Below are 24,230 nucleotides of genomic sequence, written 5' to 3'. Positions count from 1 at the left end.
CGTCGCCCGCGCCATCACGCTGGCAAACCGTGAGTGGAGCTGCACGCCGAGGGTTCGAGCACGGTAGCCGGCGTTGCGGCCAAGGGCTGAGCCGGTGCGTGATGCTGGGCCTTGGCGCTGCGGTGAGTTGCGCGCCAGTCGCTTCAGCCGCCGGCCTGCTTGGTGCGGATGCCCAGCAGCGCCTGGTTGCGCAGCGTCTTGAGCAGGTTGAGCTCGTCGTTGGCGATCTTGAGCGAGCCGGCGGCATTGCGATCTCCGTAGAAACAGCCGATCACGCGCTTGTCGAGCTTGAGCGGGAACACGATGAAGGTCTTGGCGGGCACCAGCTTGCGATACCAGTCGGGAATGCGGTCGTGGATGCTTTCGGCGTCGATATCCTCGATCAGGATGTCGGCGTTGCGTTCGAGCGCCACCTGGAACACATCGTTGACCGGCCCGACCCCGATCTGGAAACCATCGATCAACTCGTGGATCTTGCTGCCGAAGCCGAACCGGCCCTGGATGACGGGGCGTTTGGCGTCGCGCGTGCCAAAGATCACCCGCTCGAAGCCGATGCCACGGTACATGGTCTCGAGGATCATGCGCAGCAGATCGTTCAGCTTGAAGTCGCCGACCAGCGTGTTGGTGATGTCCTGCACGCCGGCCGACAGCACCGCGGTCGGCGCAACCTTGTGGCCGCTCTCGAGCTCGGTCTGCAGCGTGGCGCGATCGAGCATATCGTCGCCAGCCGCCTCAGCACCACCGCGGCCAACTCGGCGTAGCTGGCGCATGAACTCGCTGCCGGTATGGTCGACGCCGATGGCGCCGAGATAGCTGATAAAGCTGTCTGCGGCTTCCTGTAGCAGCTCGCTGATATCGCGGCTATTGAGCCCCAGCGGCCGGCCGTAACGGTCGACCACCGCGGCCTGGATGCGCGCGCCCTCCTTGGCGCTGGCGCCGACGATTCTTTGCGCGTCGGCGCTGAGATTGGCGTACTGGCGCAGGCGCTCCAGATTGTGTTGAGGCTCACGCAGCACGGCCTCCGACAAGGGCCGCATGCTATTGATGATACGCTCGGGGAAACTCCAGTGCTGCGCCACGCCGATGCCCAAATCGCTGTAAGACAGGCCGAGCACGGCGGCGACCGCCTGCGCCTCGCTGGCGCCTGCCTCGATGCGCTTGCCGATCTCCACGCTTTCCTCGTGGAAGTAATACACGGTCAAGAGCTTGCCCAGGTGATGGAACATGCCGCAGATCAGTGCTTCCTCGGCATCGCGCGCGCCGATGCGCTTGCCGATGCCGCGGCACAGCAGCCCGGCGAAAAAAGCGCGCAACACGTTGTCGCGCAGGCTGCTGGCCTGCGCCTTGTTATGCATGTGTTCGAACAGCAGCAGCGTGATCGCCAGGTTGCGGATCGCATCGAAGCCCAGGATCACGATAGCGCGCGACACCGTGCTGATGGTGCCGCCAAACTGGCTGTAGGTGGCCGAATTGACGATGCGCAACAGCTTGTTGGTCAGCGAGAAATCTTTGAGGATCACTTCGGACAGCACCTGCAGCCGCTCGGCCTCGTCATCGCTGATCTTGTTGATCGCCGAAATCGCCTGCGACAGTGCGGGAAAATCGGCGGTATGGCGCATGCGGCGCAGCAGGAATTCCAGCGTGCTCTGCCGACCGCTGTCTTCGCTTGCGGCGCCGCCGTGCGCCCCCTGCCAGCTGCGCAAGGCCTCGAGCATGGCCTCGGTATCCGCGTAGCGCTCGCGTGGATCCTTGAACAGCGCCACCATCACCAGGTGATCGAGTTTCTCGTCGATACCTTCGCGCAGCTTGGACGGTGGCGTGAAGGGCTCGTTGGCGATGCGGTGCAGGATGGCGAATGCCGATTCGCCCTCGGCTGCGGTTTTGCCAGTCAGCATCTGGTACAGCGTCATGCCGACGGCAAAGAGGTCGGCCTGCGCGTCAGCCGGCAGCTTTTTCAGCGTTTCCGGCGCCATGTAGCTGACAGTGCCTGAGAAATCGCCACGGCTGCCCGTCGTGACGGCAATGCCGAAATCCATGATCCGTGGCCGGCCGCTGGCATCGACAATCACATTGTGCGGTTTGACGTCACGATGGATCACGCCGGCGGCATGCGCGCACGCCAGCCCTTCGAGCATGCCGCTGGCCAGCGCCACCGCACGACCCGGCGCCATGGGCCCGTCGCGCTTGAGCAAGGCTGCAAGCGTCTCGCCTTCGACATACTCGAATACCAGCCAGCGCTGGCCTTGTGCCTCGAATGCGTCGTACAGCGTCACGATATTGGGATGCTGAAGCCGGCTGGCCAGTTGCGCCTCGTTCAGCGCTTCGCTGCCACTCTTCTTCAACGCCTTCAGCGCAACCAGCCGGCCCAGCTGGGTATCACGCGCCAGCTGCACCTTGCCCTGCGCGCCCTGCCCCAGCGTGCGGACGATCTCGAAACGGTTCAGCAACTTTTCCGACATGACACCTCCATGGCTGCATCATAGTCGCAATAAACTGTCATGGCGCGATGACAGGCTTACCAAAAAAGAAAGCAAACAACCAATGCCAGGCATGCCACAGACAAACCGATCTTGCCCGCGGGATGTGGGCTAAACGGGCTTCCCAGGCATGACAAGAGCGGAATCAGCAGGAACTCTTAGTCCTCGATGTTTGCTTACAGTTTTCGCCAGCCAGTGCCCTGTGCGGTATCCTCCAGCACAATGCCTGCTGCGGTCAGCTCATCGCGGATCCGGTCCGATTCGGCAAAGTTCTTCGCGGCGCGCGCGGCCTTGCGTGCGGCGATGGCCGCCTCGATCCGCGCGGCATCCCAATCCCCCTCGCTCGCGCCACCTTGCAAAAAAGCATTGGGCTCGCGTTCCAGCAGACCCAGCACCCCGGCCAGCGCTTTCAGCTCGCCCGCCAGCGCGGCCGATTGCTGCCGATTGGCCTCGGCGGCCAGATCGAACAGCACGGCCATCGCTTCGGTCGAGCCAAAATCGTCATCCATCGCCGCCTTGAAGCGGCTGGCATAAGGCGAGGACCAGTCGAGCGCCACATCCGCCGGCGGCACGGTCTTCAGCGTGGTGTAGAGCCGGGTGAGCGCGTTTCTGGCGTCATCCAGATGCGCATCGCTGTAGTTAAGCTGGCTGCGGTAATGCGCGCGCAGGATGAAGAAGCGCACCACTTCGGCATCGTATTTCTGCAGCACTTCGCGGATGGTGAAGAAGTTGCCGAGGCTTTTCGACATCTTCTCGTTATCCACCCGGATGAAGCCGTTGTGCATCCAGTAGTTCACGTAGCGCTGGCCATTGGCGCCTTCGCTTTGCGCGATCTCGTTCTCGTGGTGCGGGAACTGCAGGTCGGCACCACCGCCATGAATATCGAAATGCGCGCCCAGGTGATGGCAACTCATCGCCGAGCATTCGATGTGCCAGCCGGGCCGGCCTTCACCCCAGGGCGACGCCCACTTGGCGTCCTGCGGTTCATCCGCCTTGGCGGCCTTCCACAGCACGAAATCGAGCGGATCCTGCTTGTTCGGGTCGACATCGACGCGCTCGCCGGCCCGCAGGTCTTCCAGCGACTTGCCCGAAAGCTTGCCGTAGCCGTCGAATTTGCGCACCGCGTAGTAGACATCGCCATTGGGCGCCGGGTAGGCCAGGCCGTTGGCGACCAGCCGAGCGATCAGCGCGTGCATGTCGGCGACGTGCTCGGTGGCGCGCGGCTCGTGATCGGGCCGGATCACGCCGAGCGCGCCGGCATCCTCATTCATCGCATCAATGAAGCGCTGGGTGAGCTGGTTGATCGATTCACCGTTCTCCAGCGCGCGCTTGATGATCTTGTCATCGATATCGGTGATGTTGCGCACGTAGTTCACCGCATAGCCGGAGGCGCGCAGCCAGCGCGTCACCATGTCGAACACCACCATCACGCGCGCATGCCCCAGATGACAGTAGTCGTACACGGTCATGCCGCAGACATACATGTTCACCTTGCCCGGATGGATGGGCTGGAAGACTTCCTTTTCGCGTGTGAGGGTGTTGAAGAGGCTCAGCATGGTCGCTTTTCTTAACGGGCAAAGCCGGCATTCTAGCAGGCCCGCACCGAGCCGATGCGGGCGCGTGGCGCTCGACTAGATAGGCTGGTCGGTCGACGGCTTTTCCCACAGATTGATGCCGCCTTCGACCGCATGACGGTCGATCTCGGAGAGCTCCTCGGCACTGAATTGCAGCGTGGCCAGCGCGCCGACGTTCTCGATGATCTGCTCGGGGCTGCTGGCGCCGATCAGCGTGGTGGTCACCGCCGGATGGCGCAGCACCCAGGCCAGCGCCATTTGCGCGAGGCTCTGGCCGCGCCGCTGCGCAATGGCGTTGAGCGCACGCACATGGGCGAGGTTTTCCTCCGACAGGTGCGAGGCCTGCAGCGAGCCACCGCCGGGCTGGTTGACGCGGGCATTGGCCGGAATGCCATTCAGGTACTTGTCCGAAAGCAGGCCCTGCGCCAGCGCGGTGAAGGTGATGCAGCCAGCGCCAAGTTCCGGCAACGCTTGCAGCAGCTCGCGCTCGACCCAGCGGTTGAGCATGTTGTAGGCCGGTTGGTGAATCAGGAGCGGCACCTTGTACTCGGCAAGCAGGCGCGCCATCTCGCACGTCTTGCCGGCCGAGTACGACGAAATGCCGACGTACAGCGCCTTGCCCTGCTGCACGGTCGTGGCGAGCGCGCTGGCGGTTTCCTCCAGCGGTGTATCCGGGTCGAACCGGTGCGAGTAGAAGATATCGACGTAGTCGAGCCCCAGCCGCTTGAGGCTCTGGTTAAGGCTGGCGAGCACGTATTTGCGCGAGCCGCCGCCCTGCCCGTACGGCCCCGGCCACATGTCCCAGCCGGCCTTGGTCGAGATGATCAACTCGTCGCGATAGGGCTTGAGATCCTCGCGCAGCAGGCGGCCGAAGTTGGTTTCGGCACTGCCAAAGGGTGGGCCGTAGTTGTTGGCGAGATCGAAATGGGTGATGCCCAGATCGAAGGCGGTACGCACCATGGCGCGCTGGCGCGCTATCGGCACCGTGTCGCCGAAGTTGTGCCACAACCCGAGCGACAGCAGCGGCAGCTGCAGGCCGCTGTTGCCGCAGCGACGGTATTGCATGGTGGCATAGCGGGATTCGGCGGCGACGTAGGCCATGGGCGGCTCCGATAAGGCAGGGAAACTGCGAGCCTATGCCCAAATACCCACCGATAACATCGGGTCAGCGCCTTAGAGCTGCTAACAAAACCCTGCTGGCGGCGTTGCGCTCACTGGTCGTACGCCTCGTACTGCCAGCGTTTCGCGCGCCTTGCCAGCACCATTTCATTGGGTTTATGAACGGCTCTTAGCCGCTGCATCAGCGCAATTTGAGCATCACGAGGCCGGCACTGGCGATCAGCCCGCCACCACAGGCGAAGTGCAACGCCCTCCACAGCCAGCGCTTGATCCGCTGATGCAGCCACGCGATGGCGCCGGCGCAAACGAAACACCACAACACCGACGACAGCATGAAGCCCGCCAGGAACACCCCTTGTGCGACCCGCTGCGGCAGCCCCTGGCCCAGTGCAGCCACGGTGCCGGCCAGCGCCACCCAATACACCAGGTTCCACGGATTGGTCAGCGACAGTGCCGCCCCGGCCAGCATGGCCGAGCGGCGATCGGTCGTGGCTTCGACCATGGCCGGCGGCTCGCCCAGGCCATCGCGCACCGCACCCCAACCCAGCCAGGCCAAGAGCAAGGCCCCCGCAATCGCGAGTGGGGTCTGCCAGGCGGCATTGCCGAGCAGCCACTGCGCGCCGATCAGCGCGAGCATCGCCCAGAGGAAATCGCCCAGCAGCGAGCCCACCTGCACGGCCAGCGCCGGGCGATAGCCGCCGCGCAGGCCACGCCGCAGCGATTCGGCAAATACCGCTCCGGGCGTGGCATTGAACAGTACGCCCAGCACGAAGGCGGAAACGAAGAGTTGCAGCATGGCCTAGACCGGAACAAGGGGGATGGCGTCCAGCATGCCGGCGCGGCCACGGCCGGTCTTGAACGCTATTTCAGTGGCGACAGGTACGAACCTGGGCCGGGGTCAGCCCGAACTGGGCGCGGAACTGGCGAGTGAGGTGAGCCTGATCGGCAAAGCCGAGACGGGCGGCCACGTCGGCAATCGCTTCGCCCTGCAGCAGCGCCTGCTTGGCGACGCGCAACCGCTGCTGCCGCAGCCAGGCCAAGGGGGGCAGGCCATGCCGGCGATTGAAGGCGCGTACCAGTTGCACCGCGTTCAGGCCCAAGCGATCGGCCAGGGCCGCGAGATCGGGCGGAGCCATCATCTGCTCGCACAATTGCGCCTCGGCCCGCAGCAACAGCGTGTCGCCCTCGTTCGGCGCTGTCATCACGGCTTCGGCATGGCCGCAGAACAGCGTATCAAGCGCCCCGAGCAGTGCTTCATCTGCTTCGGCGACGTCGGCAGCGGTGCCCGCTCCCAAGGCTGCGCCGATGGCCGTGATCAGCTGCGTGGCCAGCGCGGTATCGCGCACCAGCGGGCGCGCAAATTCATGGTGTTCGGATCGGCCCAGCAGCGGCATCAGCCGGCTCGGCGCGAGGTAAAGGCTGGCGCAACCCCAAGCTTCGCTGCCGCCGTCGCTCGCCTGCAGCGCGCCGGGGTTGTAGACGGTGATGTCGCCAGCGCGTGCATCGAAGCGCTTGCCATCGAGCCACACCCGCTCGACGCCACCGAGATTGGCGGCAATGACGAACTCGTCGTGCGTGTGCTTGGGGATGGGCACGCCGTCAAAACGCAGGCTGGCCACCTCGATGCCGAGTGAGGCCAGCTGGCGATAACGCGACGCATCCGGGACGTGCATGCGCCGATCGCTCAGGTCTTGGGCAGCGTGACGCCGACCTGTCCCTGGTATTTGCCGCCGCGATCGCGGTAGCTGGTCTCGCACACGTCGTCCTCGTCCGCCTCGAAGAACAGCACCTGCGCCACGCCTTCGTTGGCGTAGATCTTGGCCGGCAGCGGCGTGGTATTGGAGAACTCCAGCGTCACGTAGCCTTCCCACTCGGGCTCGAATGGCGTCACGTTGACGATGATGCCGCAGCGCGCATAGGTCGATTTGCCCAGGCACACGGTCAGCGCATTGCGCGGAATGCGGAAGTACTCCACGGTGCGCGCCAGCGCGAAGGAATTGGGCGGGATGATGCAGTAGCCCTTGCCCGACACGTCGACGAAGCTGTTCTCGTCGAAGTTCTTCGGGTCGACGATGGTGCTGTTCAGGTTGGTGAACACCTTGAATTCGTCGGCGCAACGGATGTCGTAGCCGTAGCTCGACGTGCCGTAGGACACGATCTTTTGCTCATTCACATACCGCACCTGGCCGGGCTCGAACGGCTCGATCATGCGGTGTTCCTGCGCCATGCGGCGTATCCAGCGATCGCTCTTGATACTCATCGGGTGTCACACCATGTTCGAAATTTGACGCGTATTGTACGCAGATTGACGCTGCTGTTGCATCGGCGCTCTAGCGGCGATCCCTGTCTTGCGAGGCGCCCGCCCTGCAGCCAAAATGGGATCAGCAGGCGTGCATTCGAGTCATCTCACGGAAACACCTTATGCCCCCAGAAGCAGTACCTGCCCTCACGCTATCGATGACTGGCGGCAGCGCCTTCGATACCTCGGCCCTTCAGGGCCAGCGCTACATCCTCTACTTCTATCCCAAGGACAATACCCCCGGCTGTACCACCGAGGGCAACGATTTTCGCATCCACCACGATGCGTTCGCTGCGGCCGGGGTCAAGATTTATGGCGTTTCGCGCGACAGCGTGCGTAGCCACGAGGGCTTCAAGACCAAGCAGTGTTTTCCGTTCGAGCTCGTCAGTGATCCGGAAGAGACGCTGTGCGAGGCCTTCGGCGTGATGAAGCTGAAGAACATGTATGGCAAGCAGGTGCGCGGGGTGGAGCGCAGCACCTTCGTCATCGACACCGACGGCCGCGTCATCAGGGAGTGGCGCGGAGTGAAGGTGCCGGGCCACATCGAGGAGGTACTCGCCTTCGTCCAGACCCTGAAGTGATCACAAGCGGCCGCCCGGCCGCTTTGTTGTTTCCAGCCCACCACAACAAGGAAGAAATCATGGCCGCCCGCAAAACCCGCCGCGCTCAGGATACCAAGCTCTTCGTGCTGGATACCAACGTGCTGATGCACGATCCCACGTCGCTCTATCGCTTTGAGGAACACGACCTGTTCCTGCCGATGATGACGCTGGAAGAACTGGACAACAACAAGAAAGGCATGTCGGAAGTGGCACGCAACGCCCGCCAGGCGAGCCGGTTCATGGAAGAGCTGGTCGCCGGCATGGAGCACAGCCTGCACGACGGTGTGGCGCTGGAAACGCCAAGCAAGGGCCAGGCCAGTGGCCGGCTCTACCTGCAGACCGAGGCCATCACCAGCGTGTTGCCGTCGCAATTGCCGATGGGCAAGGCCGACAACCAGATCCTGGGCGTGGTGCACCACCTGCAGCAGATGCAGCCCAAGCGCCAGGTGATCCTGGTGTCCAAAGACATCAACATGCGCATCAAGGCTCGCGCCCTGGGTCTGGCGGCCGAGGATTACTTCAACGACAAGGTGCTGGAGGATACCGACCTCCTCTACACCGGCATGCGCGAGATCGAGCCTTCGTTCTGGGACAAGAACGGCAAGGATCTGCAGAGCTGGCAGGAAGGCGGCAAGAGCTACTGGAAGATCAAGGGGCCGGACTGTGTCGACCTCTACGCCAACCAGCTGCTGTACCAGCCCGCCGACAACTTCGTATCGCGCGTGCTGTCGGTTGAGGGCAAGCAGGCCACGCTGGAAAGCCTCAAGGACTACAGCCACACCAAGAACGCGATCTGGGGCATCACCGCGCGCAATCGCGAACAGAATTTCGCGCTCAACCTGTTGATGAACCCCGATATCGACTTCGTCTCGCTACTGGGCCAGGCCGGTACCGGCAAGACGCTGCTCACGCTCGCCGCGGGCCTGGCGCAGACGCTGGAATCGAAGATCTACACCGAGATCATCATGACCCGCGTCACCGTGCCGGTCGGCGAGGACATCGGCTTCCTGCCCGGTACCGAAGAGGAAAAAATGCAGCCGTGGATGGGCGCGCTGGAGGACAACCTCGACGTGCTCAACCAGAGTGATGCCGAGGCCGGCGACTGGGGCCGCGCCGCCACGCGCGACCTGATCCGCTCGCGCATCAAGGTCAAATCGCTCAACTTCATGCGCGGGCGCACCTTCCTCAACAAGTTCCTCATCATCGACGAGGCGCAGAATCTGACGCCCAAGCAGATGAAGACGCTCATCACCCGTGCCGGCCCTGGCACCAAGGTGGTCTGTCTGGGGAATATCAGCCAGATCGATACGCCCTATCTCACCGAGGGCTCATCGGGTCTGACCTTCGTCGTCGACCGCTTCAAGGGCTGGAGCCACGGCGGCCACGTGACGCTGCAGCGTGGCGAGCGCTCGCGTCTTGCGGACTACGCGGCCGAAACGCTGTAGCGGAAGTCGTTGCAACACGAAAAAAAAAAGGCGGGGCAACCCGCCTTTTTGGTTGATGGCGCACCATTGCGCAAGGACGAGTTGCCGTGCGTGCGCTGCGCCGCGCGTTCATCCTTTCAGCTGCTCATTCCATCGGTTGTCACACAGAACTGATGCCTGGCTGTCTAGCCTTGGAGGCCTTCATGACAAAGTCCTAATAACCATGAAAGCCCGCACCTCGCCCAGGTCGACTATCCACCCAGACGGCCTGCTGCGGCACTGACCATGCAGACAGCGCTCTATCTCAACCTGTTCGGCTCGATGTCGCTGCGGCTGGGCGGCAATGATGCGCCAATGGTGACGTTGGGCGGACGCATGGCCAGCCTGCTCGCTTTCCTCGCGCTGGCGCGCGGTCGCTTCTTCAGTCGCAGCGAGCTGTGCGCCGTGCTGTGGTCCGACCACGGCGAAGCGATCAATCCTGGGGCATTCAATACCACGCTGTGGCGGTTGCGCCGGGCGCTGGAACAACCGCCCGTGCCCCAGGGCAGCGTGATCGGCAGCGATCGGCGCGGCGGCATCGGCCTGCTGTCGGGCGAGGCGCTGACGCTCGATATCGAGGAATTCCAGCGCCTGACCGCGCCAGGCCTGGCGCGACCGCTGGAAGAGCTCACCGATGCCGACATCGCCGGCTTGCGCCTGGGGGTCACGCTCTACAAGGCGGACATCCTGTGCGGGTTTAACGACGACTGGGCGCTGCGGGAGCGGGAAAGGCAGCGCCGCACCTACCTTAACGCGCATGGCCGCCTGATGAAGCTGGCCGGGCTCAATGCCGACTACGCCAGCGGCATCCGCCACGCCCAGGCCATCCTCGATTGCGATGCATTGCGCGAGGACATACACCGCGAACTGATGCGCCTCTATGTGCTCGATGGTCAGCGCGCGCTGGCGCTGCGCCAGTTCGAGTACTGCCGGGGCCTGCTCAAGCGTGAGCTCGCCATTCAGCCCATGGCCGAAACCATGGCGCTCTACCAGCAGATCGCCGAGCACGCGATCAGCGGATCACATCCGCTGCCAGCCATGCGCGAAGCGCTGCAGCTTGCCGCGCCGCCCTCCCCGGCCGATGCGCGCGGTGAAATCGAAGTCGTCCGTCGTCTGCTCACCGAAGTCGACGCCCGCCTGCAGCACTCGCTGCGCCTGCTCGAATCCTGACTTCCCCTCGCCTGCCAGCCTGACGCGCCACGCGGCGCTGCCCGCTCCATCACGCCGGATGGACACTCCCTGCCCTGCCCGTTGCGTCCGCTTACTGGCGGCTGCGCGTTGATCACGCTTTCATCACCGCATGCTTACGGTGCTGTGATGCCGCAGTGATGTGGCGGAGAGCGGCCGGTGAGCGCTAGGGACGACACTGCAAGCCGAACAGCGAGGAGTCTCCGCAATGACGCTCCTGGAGGACCAGTCCGCTTCGTTCATCGTGAGGATCTGGCGTGAACGCGGAGAGACCGAAGACGGCCCGGGTGAATGGCGTGGCTCGATCGAGCATGTCCAGACCGGCAAACGCAGTTTCTTTCGGGAACTGAGAGCGATCGAGCGCTTCATGGCGCCGCTGTTGCAGGAAATCGGGATCGATAGCGCCCAGCGTTTCTGGGAGCAGATGTCGCCCGAGATGTTGGAGCAAACGGGCAGTACGCCCGACGACACGTTGCCCGTAATACCGCCGACCGGTTCGCCACGGCGGGGGCGTAGCGCCTGAACCGGCGCCGGCAGGAGGATCTATGCCACGCATCAGTGCCAACCGCGAATCGGTGGACGACCGTTTCAGCGTACTGGGATTCACCATCCGCACCGAAAGCCCCCTGTTCGAGGTCGGCATCGCAACCGACCCGGAACTCTTCAAGCCGGAACGGCGCGCGCAGCGTACCCGGACCAATTTCTATTCCAGCCGGGCTTCGGGCGGCGCCATCCGCGCACGGCGTGGCGAGGCGGTCTACCTGGTGCCGGCTGACGTGCTGGCCAATTTCGTCGGCCAGCCACGGCTCTACTTCGGTCTTGCCACCTACGCCGAAGGCGGTGGTGGCGGCGTACCCGACACGATCCAGGCGCCGGGTGCCGGCAACATGTATGTGAACATCAGCGGCCTCACCGGCCGCGGCCTGCGGCGCTTGGTGAGCAGCGCGGCGCCGTCTTCCTACGGCCCGGTCAACGGTCACGACGTCAGCCTGGCCTGGGGTGGCGATGCTCGCCTCGCCCCATCCGCCCAGCGCGGCGCTCCTGCGGCGGCGCCCGATGGCGGATACGACGATGGCTTTGGCGACTTCCCCGCACAGAGGCCCGCTGCCCCAACGGCGCCGGTCGCAATCGCGCCCGATACCGGCGCCGCCGCATCCGTCACGGCGCAGGGCCTCGGCACCTATCCGGTGGTGGCACTGGCCGACAACAGGCAGGCTGCCCGTTTCCCGAGCACCGGGCTGCTCGGCAGCCTCGAGGCTACCGCCGCGGTGGCCGTGCTCGGTGCGCTCAACCCGGGCCTGGGCGCAACCATATTGGCGCTGCGCGCGATCGCCAACCGCTCCAATGTCAGCATCGGCGTCGGCCCCTCGGCCAGTGTCGGCTTCCTGATCGGCGGCGGCGTCGGCGCGGGCCTGATTTTCGCGCCGGGCGATCGGGTCGGCTATTACGGCCAGTTCGACATCCGTGGCGGCTGGATAGACAGTGCCTCGATCGAGCTGCAGATCACCATCGTCAGCGGCGGCATCGACTCGTTCGGCGGCATCAGCTGGGCGATCGCGGCCGAAGTCGACGCCGGCGTATCGGTCAGCGCACAGGCTCTGTTCAACACCCACCTGCAGTTCCAGGGCGTAACCTTCGGCCTTGGCGTCGGGCTGGGGGTCGAGCCCATCCAGGTGTTTTTGTCGCTGCAAGGCAGCTACGCCCAGGGCCTGGCCGTGGCCCAGGCCTACGGCGGCGCGCCCGTCTACGCCAGCGCGCAGGAAATCATCGCGCCGTTCTACGATCCAGCCGATCCGGCCAGCGCGCTGACCTGCCAGAACGACGCCTTCAGCCAAGCGGGCGAGGAATGGTTCGTCGGCGTGCCCAATACGCGACTCTTTCCGCATTCGGCCATCTGCCAGCTCTTAATGACCGCGCCGAACGGCCGCACTTACCAGGGCACCGGCTTTTACATCGGTAGCAATCGCATCCTCACCTGCGCGCACAATCTGTCGGGCATGTCGCGGGTCAGGATCATTCCAGGCCTCAATGGTGCCGGCAATGCGCCGTTTGGCGAGACCACGGTCAATGCCGGCGCGTGGCGCGTGGCGCCGGGCTACACCGGTGACGGCCACTGGGAGCGCGATCTCGCGGTCATCGACAATGTGCCGCTCGCAGCACCCAACGGGCGCTGGTTCGAATTCCTGCAAGCCACGCCGTCTGATCGCCTGCCCATCGTCGTCTGTGGGTATTCGGCCGCATCCGATGCGGTTCCGGCGCTGACGCGCCTGATCGATTCGGACAAGCAGCACCTGCACGGCGGCTATGCGCACAGCCAGGACAATCTGGAAACGCTGGAATACAACATCCTCACGCTCAAGGGCGCCAGCGGATCCCCGGTCTATCACCTTGCCGAGCGTAATGGCCAGCTGCAGGCGCTGATCTGCGCGGTGCACGTCTCCGGAGAGCCGGCGGCGCGCGGCCTCAACAAGGGCAGCTTCATCACGCCGGACAAGATCGACTGGATAGAGGGGCGCGCCCGCAGCTTCAGCGCGCCGGCGCAGGCGCTGGCGATTCCGCTCGATCCGGGCGAAGGCGGCCGCTCGATCGGCCTGGACACGTTGCAGGCCGGCGACATCATCGTCTCGACGGCGCGGCATCCGGTTTCCTATGGCATCCGCGCCGGCACGCTGTCCGCCGTCAGCCACGCCATGCTCTACGTGGGCGGCGGCAATGTGGTGGAGGCCGTGGGCAGCGGTGTGCGCGAGACGACACTGGCCACCGCCATCGGCGACGCCATCCTCGCCGTCGCCTATCGCGATCCGCGCGTCGATGCGGCCAAGGCCGCCGCCATCGCCAGCTATGCACGGGGCCGGGTCGGCAGCCCGTACAACTACGCCGGCGTCGCCTTCACCGGCTACCGTATCCTCAACCCGGGTGGCTCGGCCATCATCGACGGCATCGCGCGTTTCGCCGGGCTGGAAGTGGGCCAGGCGGGGGCCTCGTATTGCTCGGAGCTCGTCTACGAGGCCTTCGAGCACGCCGGCATTGCGTTGTCGAGCGCTCGCCCGTCCGAGAGCCGTCCCAGCGACATCACCGATCTGTTCGGCTCACGCTTAGGCTATGTCGGCCACCTGATCGCGCGCGACGAGATCCTGGGCATTGCGCTGGGACTCTCCAGCTACACACTGGCTGATGGATCGTTCGCCGTGCATTGGGATACCACGCCCTACTACCCGCAGAGCAGCGATGGCTCGTGCTGGGCGGCCAGCGCCGCCATGGTGGTGGGCTGGCGCGACAACCGTCGCATCAGCGATCAGGAGATCGCCGGCATGGTGCCGGTGATCGGTGCCTACAAGAACGGCCTGTGGCCGAACGAACGTCGCCAGCTTGCCGATGCCTGGAATCTCGTCGCCGAACCGCCCGCGTCCTACACCATCGACCAATGGCACGACCTGCTGGCGCATTACGGCCCGATCTACGTGGACATGACCTGGGACACCCAGGGCGGCGGGCATGCGCGGGTGCTGGTCGGCATGCAGAGCGATGGCGCGCCCGATGGCTCGGACACCTATATGTTCCTGCACGATCCATGGCCGCAAAGCGCGGGCAGGATCAAGCTGAGCTACGCCCAGTTTCTCGCGCTCTATGAAGGGCGCACCGGCAACGTGGATGGCCAGCTGCAGTACCAGCTGCTGCACAGCGCCGCGCTGCCGTCGCACGTCCGGCCCAGCCTTGCCGCGCCGTTCGCGCTCGACGCCCGACAGCAGCCCGCGTCGACCGAGCCCGTGCGCCTGCCGCCGCCGGCGCCCGTGGTGCAGCAACTGCAGGCCAGCCGCGCGCTCGACGGCGGCGCCACGGTCGCGATCGCCTCGGTCGTGGTCGGCGCGGTCATGGAGCGCCTCGTCAACAACGAGGGCGACATCACCTGGGAGCTCGACCAGCTGCGCGGACTCAAGCATCCGAATGATGTGGCACCCAGCCCCATGCCGCCGGCACAGAACGGCACGGTGATCCGCCTGACCGACTGGCCCTCGTTCACCAACCATCTGGGCGATGAGATCAGCGCCGGTTTCGAGATCAACTGGCAGTACAACGGCAATTCGGTGGGCAATGTGCTGATCAGCAATGTCGCGACCAATGACGCCGTAGGCTGGGGCCTATCGGTCAAGGCCAAGATCATGGACGACAGCATCGTCTACCCGCGCGACAACCCAACCTTCGCCGCGCTCAAGGTGCGCTTCGAATACCGCTTCACCCGCGCCATCGGCAGCGATCTGATCGCGATCCGCGATGTGCATCTGTTCGGCAACGGCCGCCACAACGTCGCTGGCCGCTGGGAACAGTCCTGATCGGACGCGGACAGCGTAACCACCATGGCCACCCCACTTCCACCGCCCCCCGCCGTCATTGGCTACAGCGAAGGCCTCGCCTTGCGGCCGTTGCCGGGCGTTCCCGCTCCGGCGGCGCAGGACGCGCCCGCCGTGGCGCCGGCGGGCGCACCCGCGGCCAAGCCGGCGGCGACCGAAACGCTGGCGCAGCGCACCGGCGCGCTCGTCAACGAGGTGGATTTCCCCGGCTTCGTTTCGCAGCTGGTGAACGGCACATTCGATGCCATTGTCGACGCATCGATCCGGCAGATGGAGAGCTACTCCACGCTGGTCGCATCGGTGGCCAAGACGGTGGACCAGTTCACCGAGGAAAACGTCACGCCCAACCAGGCGCGTGACTGGCTGGCGCAACGCTATCCTGGGGAGGTGACGCTGCAGCTGCCCACGCCGGAAAACCCCACGCCGATCCTGGTGCCGCGCGCCGAGGGGCTGATGCCGATCTGGCTCGCCGATTACGGCATTGCCAACGAGGAGCTCACGAGCGAACTATTGGAAACGCAGGTGTTGCCGCAGGTGCGGCTCAAGGTGGGCGGCGAGCGTCAGCAGCTCTTGGCGGCCATGGTGACGCTGGGGCTCAACCGGGTGGCGGTCAAGGATGGCTCGATCACCGCCAAGGTGATGTTCCGCGCCGCCGCGTCCGACGTCGCCAAGGTCGGCTATGCGGCAGGCAGCGATCCGGCGCAGCAGGCGCAGGGCTGGGGCCAGCGCGGCAGCCAGACCTATGCCACCGGCAACACCATGGTGTCGACGCTGGCGGTGAACGCGCAGAACGACACCAATCTGCGCGCCGATCTGTTCGGCGAGGTGAAGCTCAATTTCGTCAGCGAAACCTTGCCACTCGACAAGCTGGCCGACATGGCCAAGATCGCCATGGTGCAGCGTAACCTGCCCGGCATGCAGCAACAGACCCCGGCGCCTGTTCCCACTCCGGCAGTGTCGGCCCCGGCAGCGCCTGAAGCCGGTGGAGGTGGCTGATGCTGCGCGACCTCAGTGAGGTGCTGCTCGACCTGCATGACGGCGTCACTGCCGCCAGCAGCCGCTGGGCGCTCGGCGTGCGCATCGTCGACGCGCAAATGACGCTGCCGGTGGAAGTGCGCGCGATCTTTCGCGACGGCGGCTGCGTGCTGCAGGCCGACGTGCTGCGCAATCGCGCCGACGCGGACTGGCTGGCCGTGCCGTCGCGGCTTGCGATCACCTGGGCCGAGACACCGGTGGAGGCGCTGCCATGAACGCCGGCATCCCACCACTGGTGCAGGACAGCGGCGTCCCGTTCGACGTGCTGATCCAGGCGCTGACCGAGCAGCTGGACAAGGCGCAGGCCGCGATGGCGCTGAAGGCGCGCGTCGGCAAGCTGCCGCTGACCTTCGCGGTGAAGGAGGTGTCGTTCGATCTGCGCGCCTTTGTGCAGGTGATCGATGACGATCTCTATGTGCGCCCGGCGGGCCCCGGCGACAGCGAGGCGAGCACCATCAAGCTGGCGCTGACCACGATCACCAAGCCGATGATCGAAGAGAACGCCATCGACTTCAAACCCGAAGACCCCAAGCTGTCGCTACGCGAAGCGCTGGGCGATGACAAGGACAGCGAAGACCTGCAGCGTAGGCTGGAGCGCATCGGCGTGCGCAACGTGCAGCAGCTCTCGGAATTGCGCAAGACTGCCGGCGCCGACGTGATCGCGCGCCTGGCCCGCCTGCCAGTCAACCGGCTGCAGCAGGCGCTGATGACCGCATCCGCGCCGCGCGTCACTCAGGTGGAAAGCGCCGCGCCGCATCTGGACGAGCCGTCGCGCGTGCACTTGACCAGCCCCTTGCTGCGCGCCGGCATGCTGCCGCGAGTGCGCGCCGCCGGCAGCATGGTGCCGGTGATCGAGGCACAGAATGGCGGGTTGGTACTGGCGCCCTTGGCGAGCCAGATGGGCTGCGAAGCCGAGATCGATTTTGGCGATGGCGATGTCGGCCGCGTCACGCTGAGCCAGGGCGCGATCGGCACGCTCAATGCCAAGGGGGGCGCATGACACCGCGCGCTCCCCGTCGCCTGCTGGTCACGCTGCGCCTGGGCGAAATGCCCGAGCATATCCCCAGCCTCGTGGCCTGCCGCCGCTACGGCGTGGTGCCGGCCGACACCATAGACGGCGGCCCGATCGACCGACTGTTGCGCCACCACGGTGGCTGCATCCAAAGCGCCCGGCTGCACAATGCACGGATCCGGCACGAGCAGCGACCGGATATCGCCGGTGCCCGCCGCTACGACGATATCGAACAACTCTCCGGCGTGGCGCGGGTGTTGCGCATCAGCGTGACCGACGACACCGGCGTGCCGGCACTGATCGACGCGCTGGCCCAGCTTGCCAGCGTGGAAGCGGTGCGCGTGGACAGTCTGGCCGGCTCGCCCTTCGATACCGTGGCCGCGCCGGTGCAAGCGTATGACGAAGCCGCGGCCTGGCGCTCGCGCGAACTGATACGCCTGCCGCAGGCCTTGGGCTTCGAGACGGGGGATCCCGCCATCATCGTCGGCCTGGCCGATTCGGGCGTGCTCGATGCGAGCGGCGAACTCGCGCACGGCATGCGGCGCGGCTTCGACACGGTGGATCTGGAACCGGGCATGGCCGGCATGCTCACGCTGGTCGGCGACAACCTTGGCCGCGACGACGACCCCAGCGACGAGGTCGGTCACGGCACGGGCTGCGCCGGCATCCTCGTGGCGGGCGGGCTGACGCTGCCGCCCGGTGGCGCCGGGCTGTGCGGGCTCACTCCGGTGCGCGTGCTGGGCGCTGCCGAACAGGCCGGCCGGCGGGTCGGCATCGGCGCGCTGTCCAATATCGACGCCGGCATGAAGCGGCTGATCGATCTGGGTGCCAAGGTCATCAACATGAGCTTTGGCACCGCCGAGAATGCGTTGACGCCGAACGATCCGCGCCCGCACGCCGAAGTGGTGCGCTATGCGCTGTCGCGCGGCGTGATCCTGGTGGCCGCCAGCGGCAACTCCGGCAAGGCCGAGCGCTACTACCCGGCCGCGCACGACGACGTGATCGCGGTCGGCGCGGTGGACGACGCGCTCAATCCCGCCCGCTTCAGTACCCGGGGCGAACATGTGGCGCTGTGCGCGCCAGGCCAGAAGATCTGGACCAGCGGGCTCGCCGGCTACCAGCAGGCCACCGGTACCAGTTTCGCCGCGCCCTTCGTGTCGGCCGTGTGCGCGTTGATGGCGAGCTACGCCCAGCGCCGCGCACTGGCGCTGACCCCTGCGCTGGCGCGGGACATCCTGATTCGATCGGCCCGCCCCTTCGGGGTGGCGGGCGTGGAAGGCTGCGGTGCCGGCGTGCTCGATGCGCTGGCGGCACTGCAACTGTTGGACGAGCGGCTTGACGAGCTGCTGGGCGAGGACTGAACGGCGTCAGGCCGCAAGGAGCGAACATGGCAGAACAGAAAACACCGGCACCGGCGCCCGCCAAGGAAGAAGCGAAGACCGAGCCCGCCACCGTGGCGGGTAGCAAGACCAGCCCGGCCCCCAAGGCCGCGGCCAGCAAAGCCGGAATCAAGTCGGCGGCAAGCAAGGCGCCGGCGACCGGAAACCGCAACACGGCAAGCGGAGGCAGCAACCTCCGGAAGGAAAACGATCCCTTTGGAGGTAAATCCATGACACGCATCCTGCTGGTAGACCTGAGCGAGCGCGACCATCGCAAGCGGCTGGAGCTCGCTGAGGTATTGCAACGGCTCAATACGCTCGATGACACCAAGGAAAAGAGCGGCGGGCTCACCGCGGCGCAGCAGCGCGAGCGCGCGCGGCTGACCCGCCTGCTCAACAACGACGTGGTGCTCGATCCCTTCTATCGCAACGTGGTCGCCACGCTGCACCAACGCGACGTGAGCCGGCTCGAGAGCTACAACCCGGTCTACCTGCATAAGCACGGCCTCGTCGGCTCGCAACTGGGTCTGCCGGGTGACGGCGAGGGGCTCGATACCGGTGAGCAGGAAATCGCCGGCGTGTGCGGCCTGTTGCTGCTCGACAACTACACCGAGCCGGATCGCCCCGGCTTTCGCGCCAAGGTGACGCAGGCGCAAGGCGAATACCGCGAGAACTCCGCCCTCTTTGAGGCGGTGTTCCGCCGCCTCTCCACCCAGCACGTGGTGAGTCTGGACAGCCAGCTGCGCCAGCAACTGGTGAACGAAGCCACCGTCGGCTGCATCCGGCCGGACCAGTCGATCAGCGATCGTCGCGACGAGGAGACCGGCGAGATCCTCGACAATAGTGACACCGTGCCGAGCCGCTACGACGAGGTGGCCGCACTATCGGCCCGCAGCGTGGCCGGCGTGGTGCGCAAGCTCGCCGCCGATCGCATCACCGCCAACGATCCGTGGCTGGCTAGCCGCATCGAGGCCGCGTTCGACGCGCTGACCGGGGTGCTGGCGGGCGGGCCGCCGTCGTCGCTGGAAATCGCGCTGCCCGATCTCGAGGAATCGGTGGACGTGGAAATCGTGCAGGAAAACCTGCACGCGGTGCAGGCGATCTACTTCAGCTTCATGCTGGAGGAAGCGCGCATGTTCCAGGTGGTCGAACGCATCGTCGAGCTGTTCCGCCAGGGCCTGTTGCCGCTGGGTCGTGGCAAGGCCGGCGACTACCTGTTCCGCTACTACAAGAGCGCGGGCGAGCGCATCACCGAGGCCGAGCGGCGCGATCTGTACATGCGGGCCTTCGGCGCGCCCGGGGGCGACCCCAACGGCAACATGCCCAACCGCGAGTTCAACGAGCTGTGGCTGCGCTTTGTCTCGTCGGTGTCCAATTTCGCGCGCCAGATCTCGGTGGAAAAACTGCTGCGGCAGAACGTGCCGATGGCGGTGTCGCAAGAGCAGGTGCGCAAGGCCGCGCGCGATCTGGCGGCCAACCTGTCGCTGCATGGCTACGGCATCGCCTACTTCGCCGCTACCGAGCTGCAGCAGAGCATCCTGGAATTCCGCGACGTGCTGTCCGATCCGGAAGTGCGCGGCGCCTTCGGTGCACGCGACATGTGGCAGGTGATCGATCAGGTGAACGCCAACTACCTGGGCGGGCCGCGCAATACCTATCGCTACCGGGTGCAGGCCAATGCCGGCGCCATCATCGTGCGCTGGCTGGCCAAGAACCATCAGCGCATGCAGGGCCGTTTCGGCATGGACGTGATCTCGATCGACGCGCTGACCAACCCGCAGCTGCGCGCACTTGCCAGCGACCGGCCGCTGGTCGATCCGAGCGACTGGGATCTCGTCAACGCCTGCGAGCAATGGCTGGCAGTGGGCGGCGTGCAGGATCAGAGCATCGAGCAGTACTCGCAATCGATCGAGTCGCCGGTGATCACCAGCAAGCCAATCGAGATGCCGCAAGCGGCGCGCGACGTGCTCGACAGTGTGGGCATCAGCCTGCCGAGCTTCTAAAGGCCCAGACCGCGGCGGACTTTGATCGTCCACGGTCAACCAGGAGTACTTGCCATGCCCACCGCCAAGCGGCCGATGGCCGACTATGTGAAGCATTCGCTGTCCCAGGCGTCGAGCGCGCTCGGGGTGAAAAGCCCGCTGGCCTATGTCCAAGGCTTGATCGATCGCAGCTTCAGCCTGCCCGAGGACGATATTTCCTACGCCGACAATGCGCTCACCCCGGGCGCGGTGCCGTTCGAGCCCTCGTTTTCCGAGGCCGAGCCCAATGCGCTGCGCTTCACCATCGAGCCACTCGGTCCGAATGCACCGCCGGTGGCGCGCCGCGACGAGGCGACGCGCGAAATGCGCCGGCTGATCGCGCCGTGCTTCGGCAACCAGGCCTTGCGCTGGTTCGATCAGCGCAGCGAGGAATGGCGCGGCATGAACGGGCTGGGCTGGATGTCTTATGGCGCCTGGTTTGGCAGCGCCTTCGACGAGGACGGACTCTACGCCGCCAAGATCTACTACGAGCTGATGCCCTCGCAGATCAACGCGCTGGCGCCCGAGCTCTCCCGGCTCACCCAGCTCGTCATGAGCGAGCTGCCCTCGCTGTTTCCGATCTTTACCTCGATCGGTTGCAAACGTGATCTGGGCAGCCAGCGCGTCACCTTCATGCATCGTGGCGCGCTCAACGTGGCAACGCTGGGGCCCTTGATGAACCGGCTCGGCATCGGCCACCAGTTGCCCGGCCTGATGCGGGTGGTGGGTGTGGCCCTGGGTGGGCGTTTCGAGCTACCCCACGGCGGCGTGCTGCTGGGCTTTCGCCAGGGCCAGGATGGCGTCGAACTGAAACTCGAGATTCTGCTCTCCGCCCTGCCCGATTTGCCGAGCCGCTTTCTCGATTTGCTGCGCCTGGGCCTTGCTGAGCGACCGCGCCAGCTTGCCGCGATGGAGCGCTGGCTGACTGCCTTTGGCATGAACGACGTCAACGAGCCGGGCCACTTCTCGGTGCTGAGTGTGCGGGTCACGCCGAAAGCCCAGGCCCGGATCAGCCTGTATGTGCGGCCTATCGAGTTCGAAATGCGCGACACCCTCGAGCAGGCACAGGCCTACGGATAGCCCAGACCATGGATCGCTGAAGACGGACGACAGTGGAACCGCAGCAAGGCCCCATACCACTTTCCCGTTCCTGCCGCACCACACCCCGCCAGCCCCAACCCAGGAGCAAGTCATGCCCACCAGCCAAGAGAACGTTGACGCCACGCGCCAGGCAGTGCGCGCCTTGCTGGAGCGCAGTGAGGCCTTCGGTGCGCTAGACGGCGACAAGCGCCGCCAGCTCGCCAACGACCTGGTACAGATCGGTACCTACCTGGCCGAGCCGGGCGGTGAGCGCATTGCGCCGACGCAGCAGTCGCCCACCGTTCGTGCGCTGGCCGAGCAGGGAGCGGGCCGCCGCCTGACGGCCAACCGCAGCGGCGGCGGCGAGGAAGAAGGCGTATTCACCGCACAGAGCGCGCGCGAAGGCGCGGCCGTGGCAGGGGCCTTGCTGGAGGCAGTGAACTTTCCCGAATTCGTCGCCGGCCTGATCGACGGCGTGTTCCACTCCATCGTCACCAGCTCGATCCAGCAGATGGAAGCCTATGCCAAGCTGGTTGCCGATGTGTCGAAGAGCCTCAGCCAGTTCCGCGACGACAACACCACGCAGAACCAGGGGCGCGACCATCTGATCGAGCAGTTTCCCGATGTGTTCGAGCTGACGATGGATACTGGCGACTTCGGAGGGGATTTCGGCGGCGATAGCGGGGCCTCGCGCGGGCCGCGGGTACAGATACGCGAGGGCGTGGATGAGCGCACCGCGATGACGCGCCTGAACCAGTCGCTGCCGCTGGAGCAGCCGTTAAACCGGCTGGACGACGCGGCAGTCGAGGCGGTGCTGGTACCCGCCGCGCGCACCCAACTCGCCAGCAGCCGACAACAGCTGCTGGCCACCACCATCATGCTCGGGATCAACCGCATCGTGGTCACCGACGGCAAGATCCAGGCCAAGGTGATGTACGACTTCCAGGCGCGGGACAACATGCAGTTCCGCAAGAGCGCACAGCGCTTTGATTATGGCGACCAGTACGCAACGACCAACAGCGGCACCTACGAAGGCGAAAGCGCCAGCTCGCACCAAGGCGCCAGCCGTGGCGCAGACGGTAGCTACCAGGGCGGCAGCCGCGATTCGAGCTACTACTCCAAGGGCGAATACAAGAACACTTCGCAACCGGTGCTCAAGCTCGCCTCCGCCTCGCAGACCTCGATCGACGCGAGCCTGACCACCAAGGCGTCGCTGGCCGGCGTGGTCGAGGTCAACTTCAAGAGTGACTACCTGCCATTGGAGAAGCTCGCCAACCCCGAGGCAATCGCCGCGATCCAGGGCAACGCGCAGCCGGGCATGGTCAAGAACATCGTCAATCGCCCAGCCGCGCCCGCCCCGGCGAGTCCTGCGGCCCCCGCCGCCTGATCGAGCAGAGCGATCATGAACCCGCCCTCTTCCCTTGCAGCAGGCGATCCAGCCTGGCTCGACGACGAGACGCTGACCGCGGTGCGACCGCAGGTGCGCCAGCTGCTGCAGCAGTCGCCAGGCTTTCGGGCGCTCTCGGCCGACGAGCAGCGTGACATCGCGCGCAACATGGTCCGCGTGGCAGCCTATATGAGCAACCCGCAGGGCCTCGCCAAGGAGGAACTGACACCGGGCAGGAGCGTGCTGTCCCATGCGCAGGATGCCGTGGACAACGCCAAGCTCAAGGCATCGGACAAGGTCGGCACCTTCGCCGGCAAGGATTTCGAGGCCGGCGCGATGCGCGAGGGTGGCGAGCAATTCAGCAAGTTCGTCGGCGCGGTCGATTTTCCGCAGTTCGTCGGCGGGCTGATCCAGAACGTGTTCCAGGCCATCGTGACCACGTCGATCCAGCAGATGAATGCCTATGCCGAGATGCTCAAGTCCGTGGCACAGACAGTGGATCAGTTCGCGCAGGACAATATCTCGCTCAACAATGCGCGCGACTGGCTGACAGACAAGTTTCCCGGCGAGCTGGGGCTCGATGAATCGAGCGTTGGCGAAACCGGCAACCCGATGCTGGCGCTGCAGGCTGAGGATGAGGAAGGCTTTTTGCAGCGCGTCAGCCAGGAGATGAACCTGGCGAAGGCGGTGACCGACCTGTCCGATCCCGAGCAGGAAGGCCGGCTGGTGCAGGCGGCACGACTGCAGATGGCACGCAGCCGCCAGCAGCTGCTTGCATCGATGGTGATGCTGGGTATCAACCGCATCGTCGTCACCGACGGCCTGATCAACGCCAAGGTGGTGTTCGATTTCCGCAGTTCCGATCAGGCCAAGCGCGACGCTGGCGCCTCGCTCTACGACAGCCAATCGAGCCGCAACAAGAACGTCTCGGCTGCCGGCGTGCATTTTGGCTGGGGGGCTGCCGGTTCAGTGAATACCAACGAGCAGCGCCATATGACCACGGTTTCGTCCTCGGTCGATGAAACCAGCGAATCCAAGGCCGAGATGAAGGCCAAGCTCACCGGCGAAGTGCGGGTGAATTTCAAGTCCGATTACTTCCCTATGGAAAAGCTTGCCTCGCCAGCGATGATCGCATCGATACAAGGCAATGCGACGCCGTACGACCCCAATTACCTGCCGGGCCAGCGCCAGCAGGCCCAGGCCGCACCGACAACGGCCAATCCGCCTGCGACCGCTTAATCCTGG

Annotated in this window: 19 protein-coding genes; 13 read left to right on the top strand and 6 right to left on the bottom strand. The window is 65.4% G+C overall.

The window, feature by feature from the left end; genetic code table 11:
* Window positions 1-143: 143 nt before the first annotated feature.
* The 6 genes from NLI84_RS13920 to dcd form a co-directional block, all read right to left on the bottom strand.
* Window positions 144-2,459 (bottom strand): serine/threonine protein kinase, encoded by a 2,316-nt coding sequence (locus tag NLI84_RS13920; RefSeq protein ID WP_255991095.1) that lies wholly within the window; start codon window positions 2,457-2,459, stop codon window positions 144-146.
* A 194-nt stretch (window positions 2,460-2,653) separates the two neighbouring features.
* The gene (cysS, locus tag NLI84_RS13915) at window positions 2,654-4,033 is read right to left on the bottom strand and encodes a cysteine--tRNA ligase (RefSeq protein ID WP_255991094.1); all 1,380 of its coding nucleotides are present in this window, start codon (window positions 4,031-4,033) and stop codon (window positions 2,654-2,656) included.
* Between the two features lie 75 nt (window positions 4,034-4,108).
* Window positions 4,109-5,152, bottom strand: coding sequence for an L-glyceraldehyde 3-phosphate reductase (mgrA, locus tag NLI84_RS13910; protein WP_255991093.1), 1,044 nt, complete (start codon window positions 5,150-5,152; stop codon window positions 4,109-4,111).
* A gap of 199 nt (window positions 5,153-5,351) precedes the next feature.
* A complete protein-coding gene (locus NLI84_RS13905) occupies window positions 5,352-5,966 on the bottom strand; it encodes a LysE family transporter (protein WP_255991092.1) in 615 nt (204 codons plus the stop codon).
* Between the two features lie 70 nt (window positions 5,967-6,036).
* Entirely contained in the window at window positions 6,037-6,843 is an 807-nt protein-coding gene (locus tag NLI84_RS13900) for an AraC family transcriptional regulator (protein WP_255991091.1), read from the bottom strand.
* An 11-nt stretch (window positions 6,844-6,854) separates the two neighbouring features.
* Complete coding sequence (gene dcd, locus NLI84_RS13895; protein ID WP_255991090.1) at window positions 6,855-7,430, bottom strand: dCTP deaminase; 576 nt, start codon at window positions 7,428-7,430, stop codon at window positions 6,855-6,857.
* 161 nt (window positions 7,431-7,591) lie between these two features.
* Between dcd and NLI84_RS13890 the strand changes: the two genes are divergently transcribed.
* From NLI84_RS13890 to NLI84_RS13830, 13 genes are all read left to right on the top strand, one after another.
* Complete coding sequence (locus NLI84_RS13890) at window positions 7,592-8,050, top strand: peroxiredoxin (protein WP_255991089.1); 459 nt, start codon at window positions 7,592-7,594, stop codon at window positions 8,048-8,050.
* A gap of 59 nt (window positions 8,051-8,109) precedes the next feature.
* Entirely contained in the window at window positions 8,110-9,516 is a 1,407-nt protein-coding gene (locus tag NLI84_RS13885) for a PhoH family protein (protein ID WP_255991088.1), read from the top strand.
* 264 nt (window positions 9,517-9,780) lie between these two features.
* Window positions 9,781-10,704 (top strand): AfsR/SARP family transcriptional regulator, encoded by a 924-nt coding sequence (locus NLI84_RS13880; RefSeq protein WP_255991087.1) that lies wholly within the window; start codon window positions 9,781-9,783, stop codon window positions 10,702-10,704.
* A 226-nt stretch (window positions 10,705-10,930) separates the two neighbouring features.
* On the top strand, window positions 10,931-11,245 hold the full coding sequence (locus NLI84_RS13875; protein WP_255991086.1) for a hypothetical protein: 315 nt from the start codon (window positions 10,931-10,933) through the stop codon (window positions 11,243-11,245).
* A gap of 22 nt (window positions 11,246-11,267) precedes the next feature.
* A complete protein-coding gene (locus tag NLI84_RS13870; protein WP_255991085.1) occupies window positions 11,268-15,053 on the top strand; it encodes a papain-like cysteine protease family protein in 3,786 nt (1,261 codons plus the stop codon).
* A 24-nt stretch (window positions 15,054-15,077) separates the two neighbouring features.
* On the top strand, window positions 15,078-16,067 hold the full coding sequence (locus NLI84_RS13865) for a hypothetical protein (protein WP_255991084.1): 990 nt from the start codon (window positions 15,078-15,080) through the stop codon (window positions 16,065-16,067).
* A complete protein-coding gene (locus NLI84_RS13860) occupies window positions 16,067-16,321 on the top strand; it encodes a hypothetical protein (protein WP_255991083.1) in 255 nt (84 codons plus the stop codon). Before NLI84_RS13865 ends, NLI84_RS13860 begins: the two co-directional genes overlap by 1 nt.
* Window positions 16,318-17,106, top strand: coding sequence for a hypothetical protein (locus NLI84_RS13855; protein ID WP_255991082.1), 789 nt, complete (start codon window positions 16,318-16,320; stop codon window positions 17,104-17,106). The genes NLI84_RS13860 and NLI84_RS13855 overlap by 4 nt, the downstream gene beginning before the upstream one ends.
* Window positions 17,103-18,479, top strand: a complete 1,377-nt coding sequence (locus NLI84_RS13850; RefSeq protein ID WP_255991081.1) for a S8 family peptidase — start codon at window positions 17,103-17,105, stop codon at window positions 18,477-18,479. Before NLI84_RS13855 ends, NLI84_RS13850 begins: the two co-directional genes overlap by 4 nt.
* Before the next feature lie 26 nt (window positions 18,480-18,505).
* Window positions 18,506-20,500, top strand: coding sequence for a hypothetical protein (locus NLI84_RS13845; protein WP_255991080.1), 1,995 nt, complete (start codon window positions 18,506-18,508; stop codon window positions 20,498-20,500).
* 54 nt (window positions 20,501-20,554) lie between these two features.
* Window positions 20,555-21,598 carry a hypothetical protein gene (locus NLI84_RS13840; RefSeq protein WP_255991079.1) on the top strand — a complete coding sequence of 348 codons (1,044 nt, stop codon included), beginning with the start codon at window positions 20,555-20,557 and terminating at the stop codon, window positions 21,596-21,598.
* Window positions 21,599-21,710: 112 nt separating this feature from the next.
* Window positions 21,711-22,985, top strand: coding sequence for a hypothetical protein (locus NLI84_RS13835; RefSeq protein ID WP_255991078.1), 1,275 nt, complete (start codon window positions 21,711-21,713; stop codon window positions 22,983-22,985).
* Between the two features lie 15 nt (window positions 22,986-23,000).
* Window positions 23,001-24,224 (top strand): hypothetical protein, encoded by a 1,224-nt coding sequence (locus NLI84_RS13830; protein WP_255991077.1) that lies wholly within the window; start codon window positions 23,001-23,003, stop codon window positions 24,222-24,224.
* The last annotated feature ends 6 nt before the right edge of the window (window positions 24,225-24,230 follow it).

It is taken from the genome of Chitinolyticbacter albus, assembly GCF_024437655.1.
GTDB lineage: Bacteria > Pseudomonadota > Gammaproteobacteria > Burkholderiales > Chitinibacteraceae > Chitinolyticbacter > Chitinolyticbacter albus.
The sequence above is the reverse complement of the archived record's forward strand: the minus strand, read 5'-3'. Positions and strand labels throughout refer to the sequence as shown.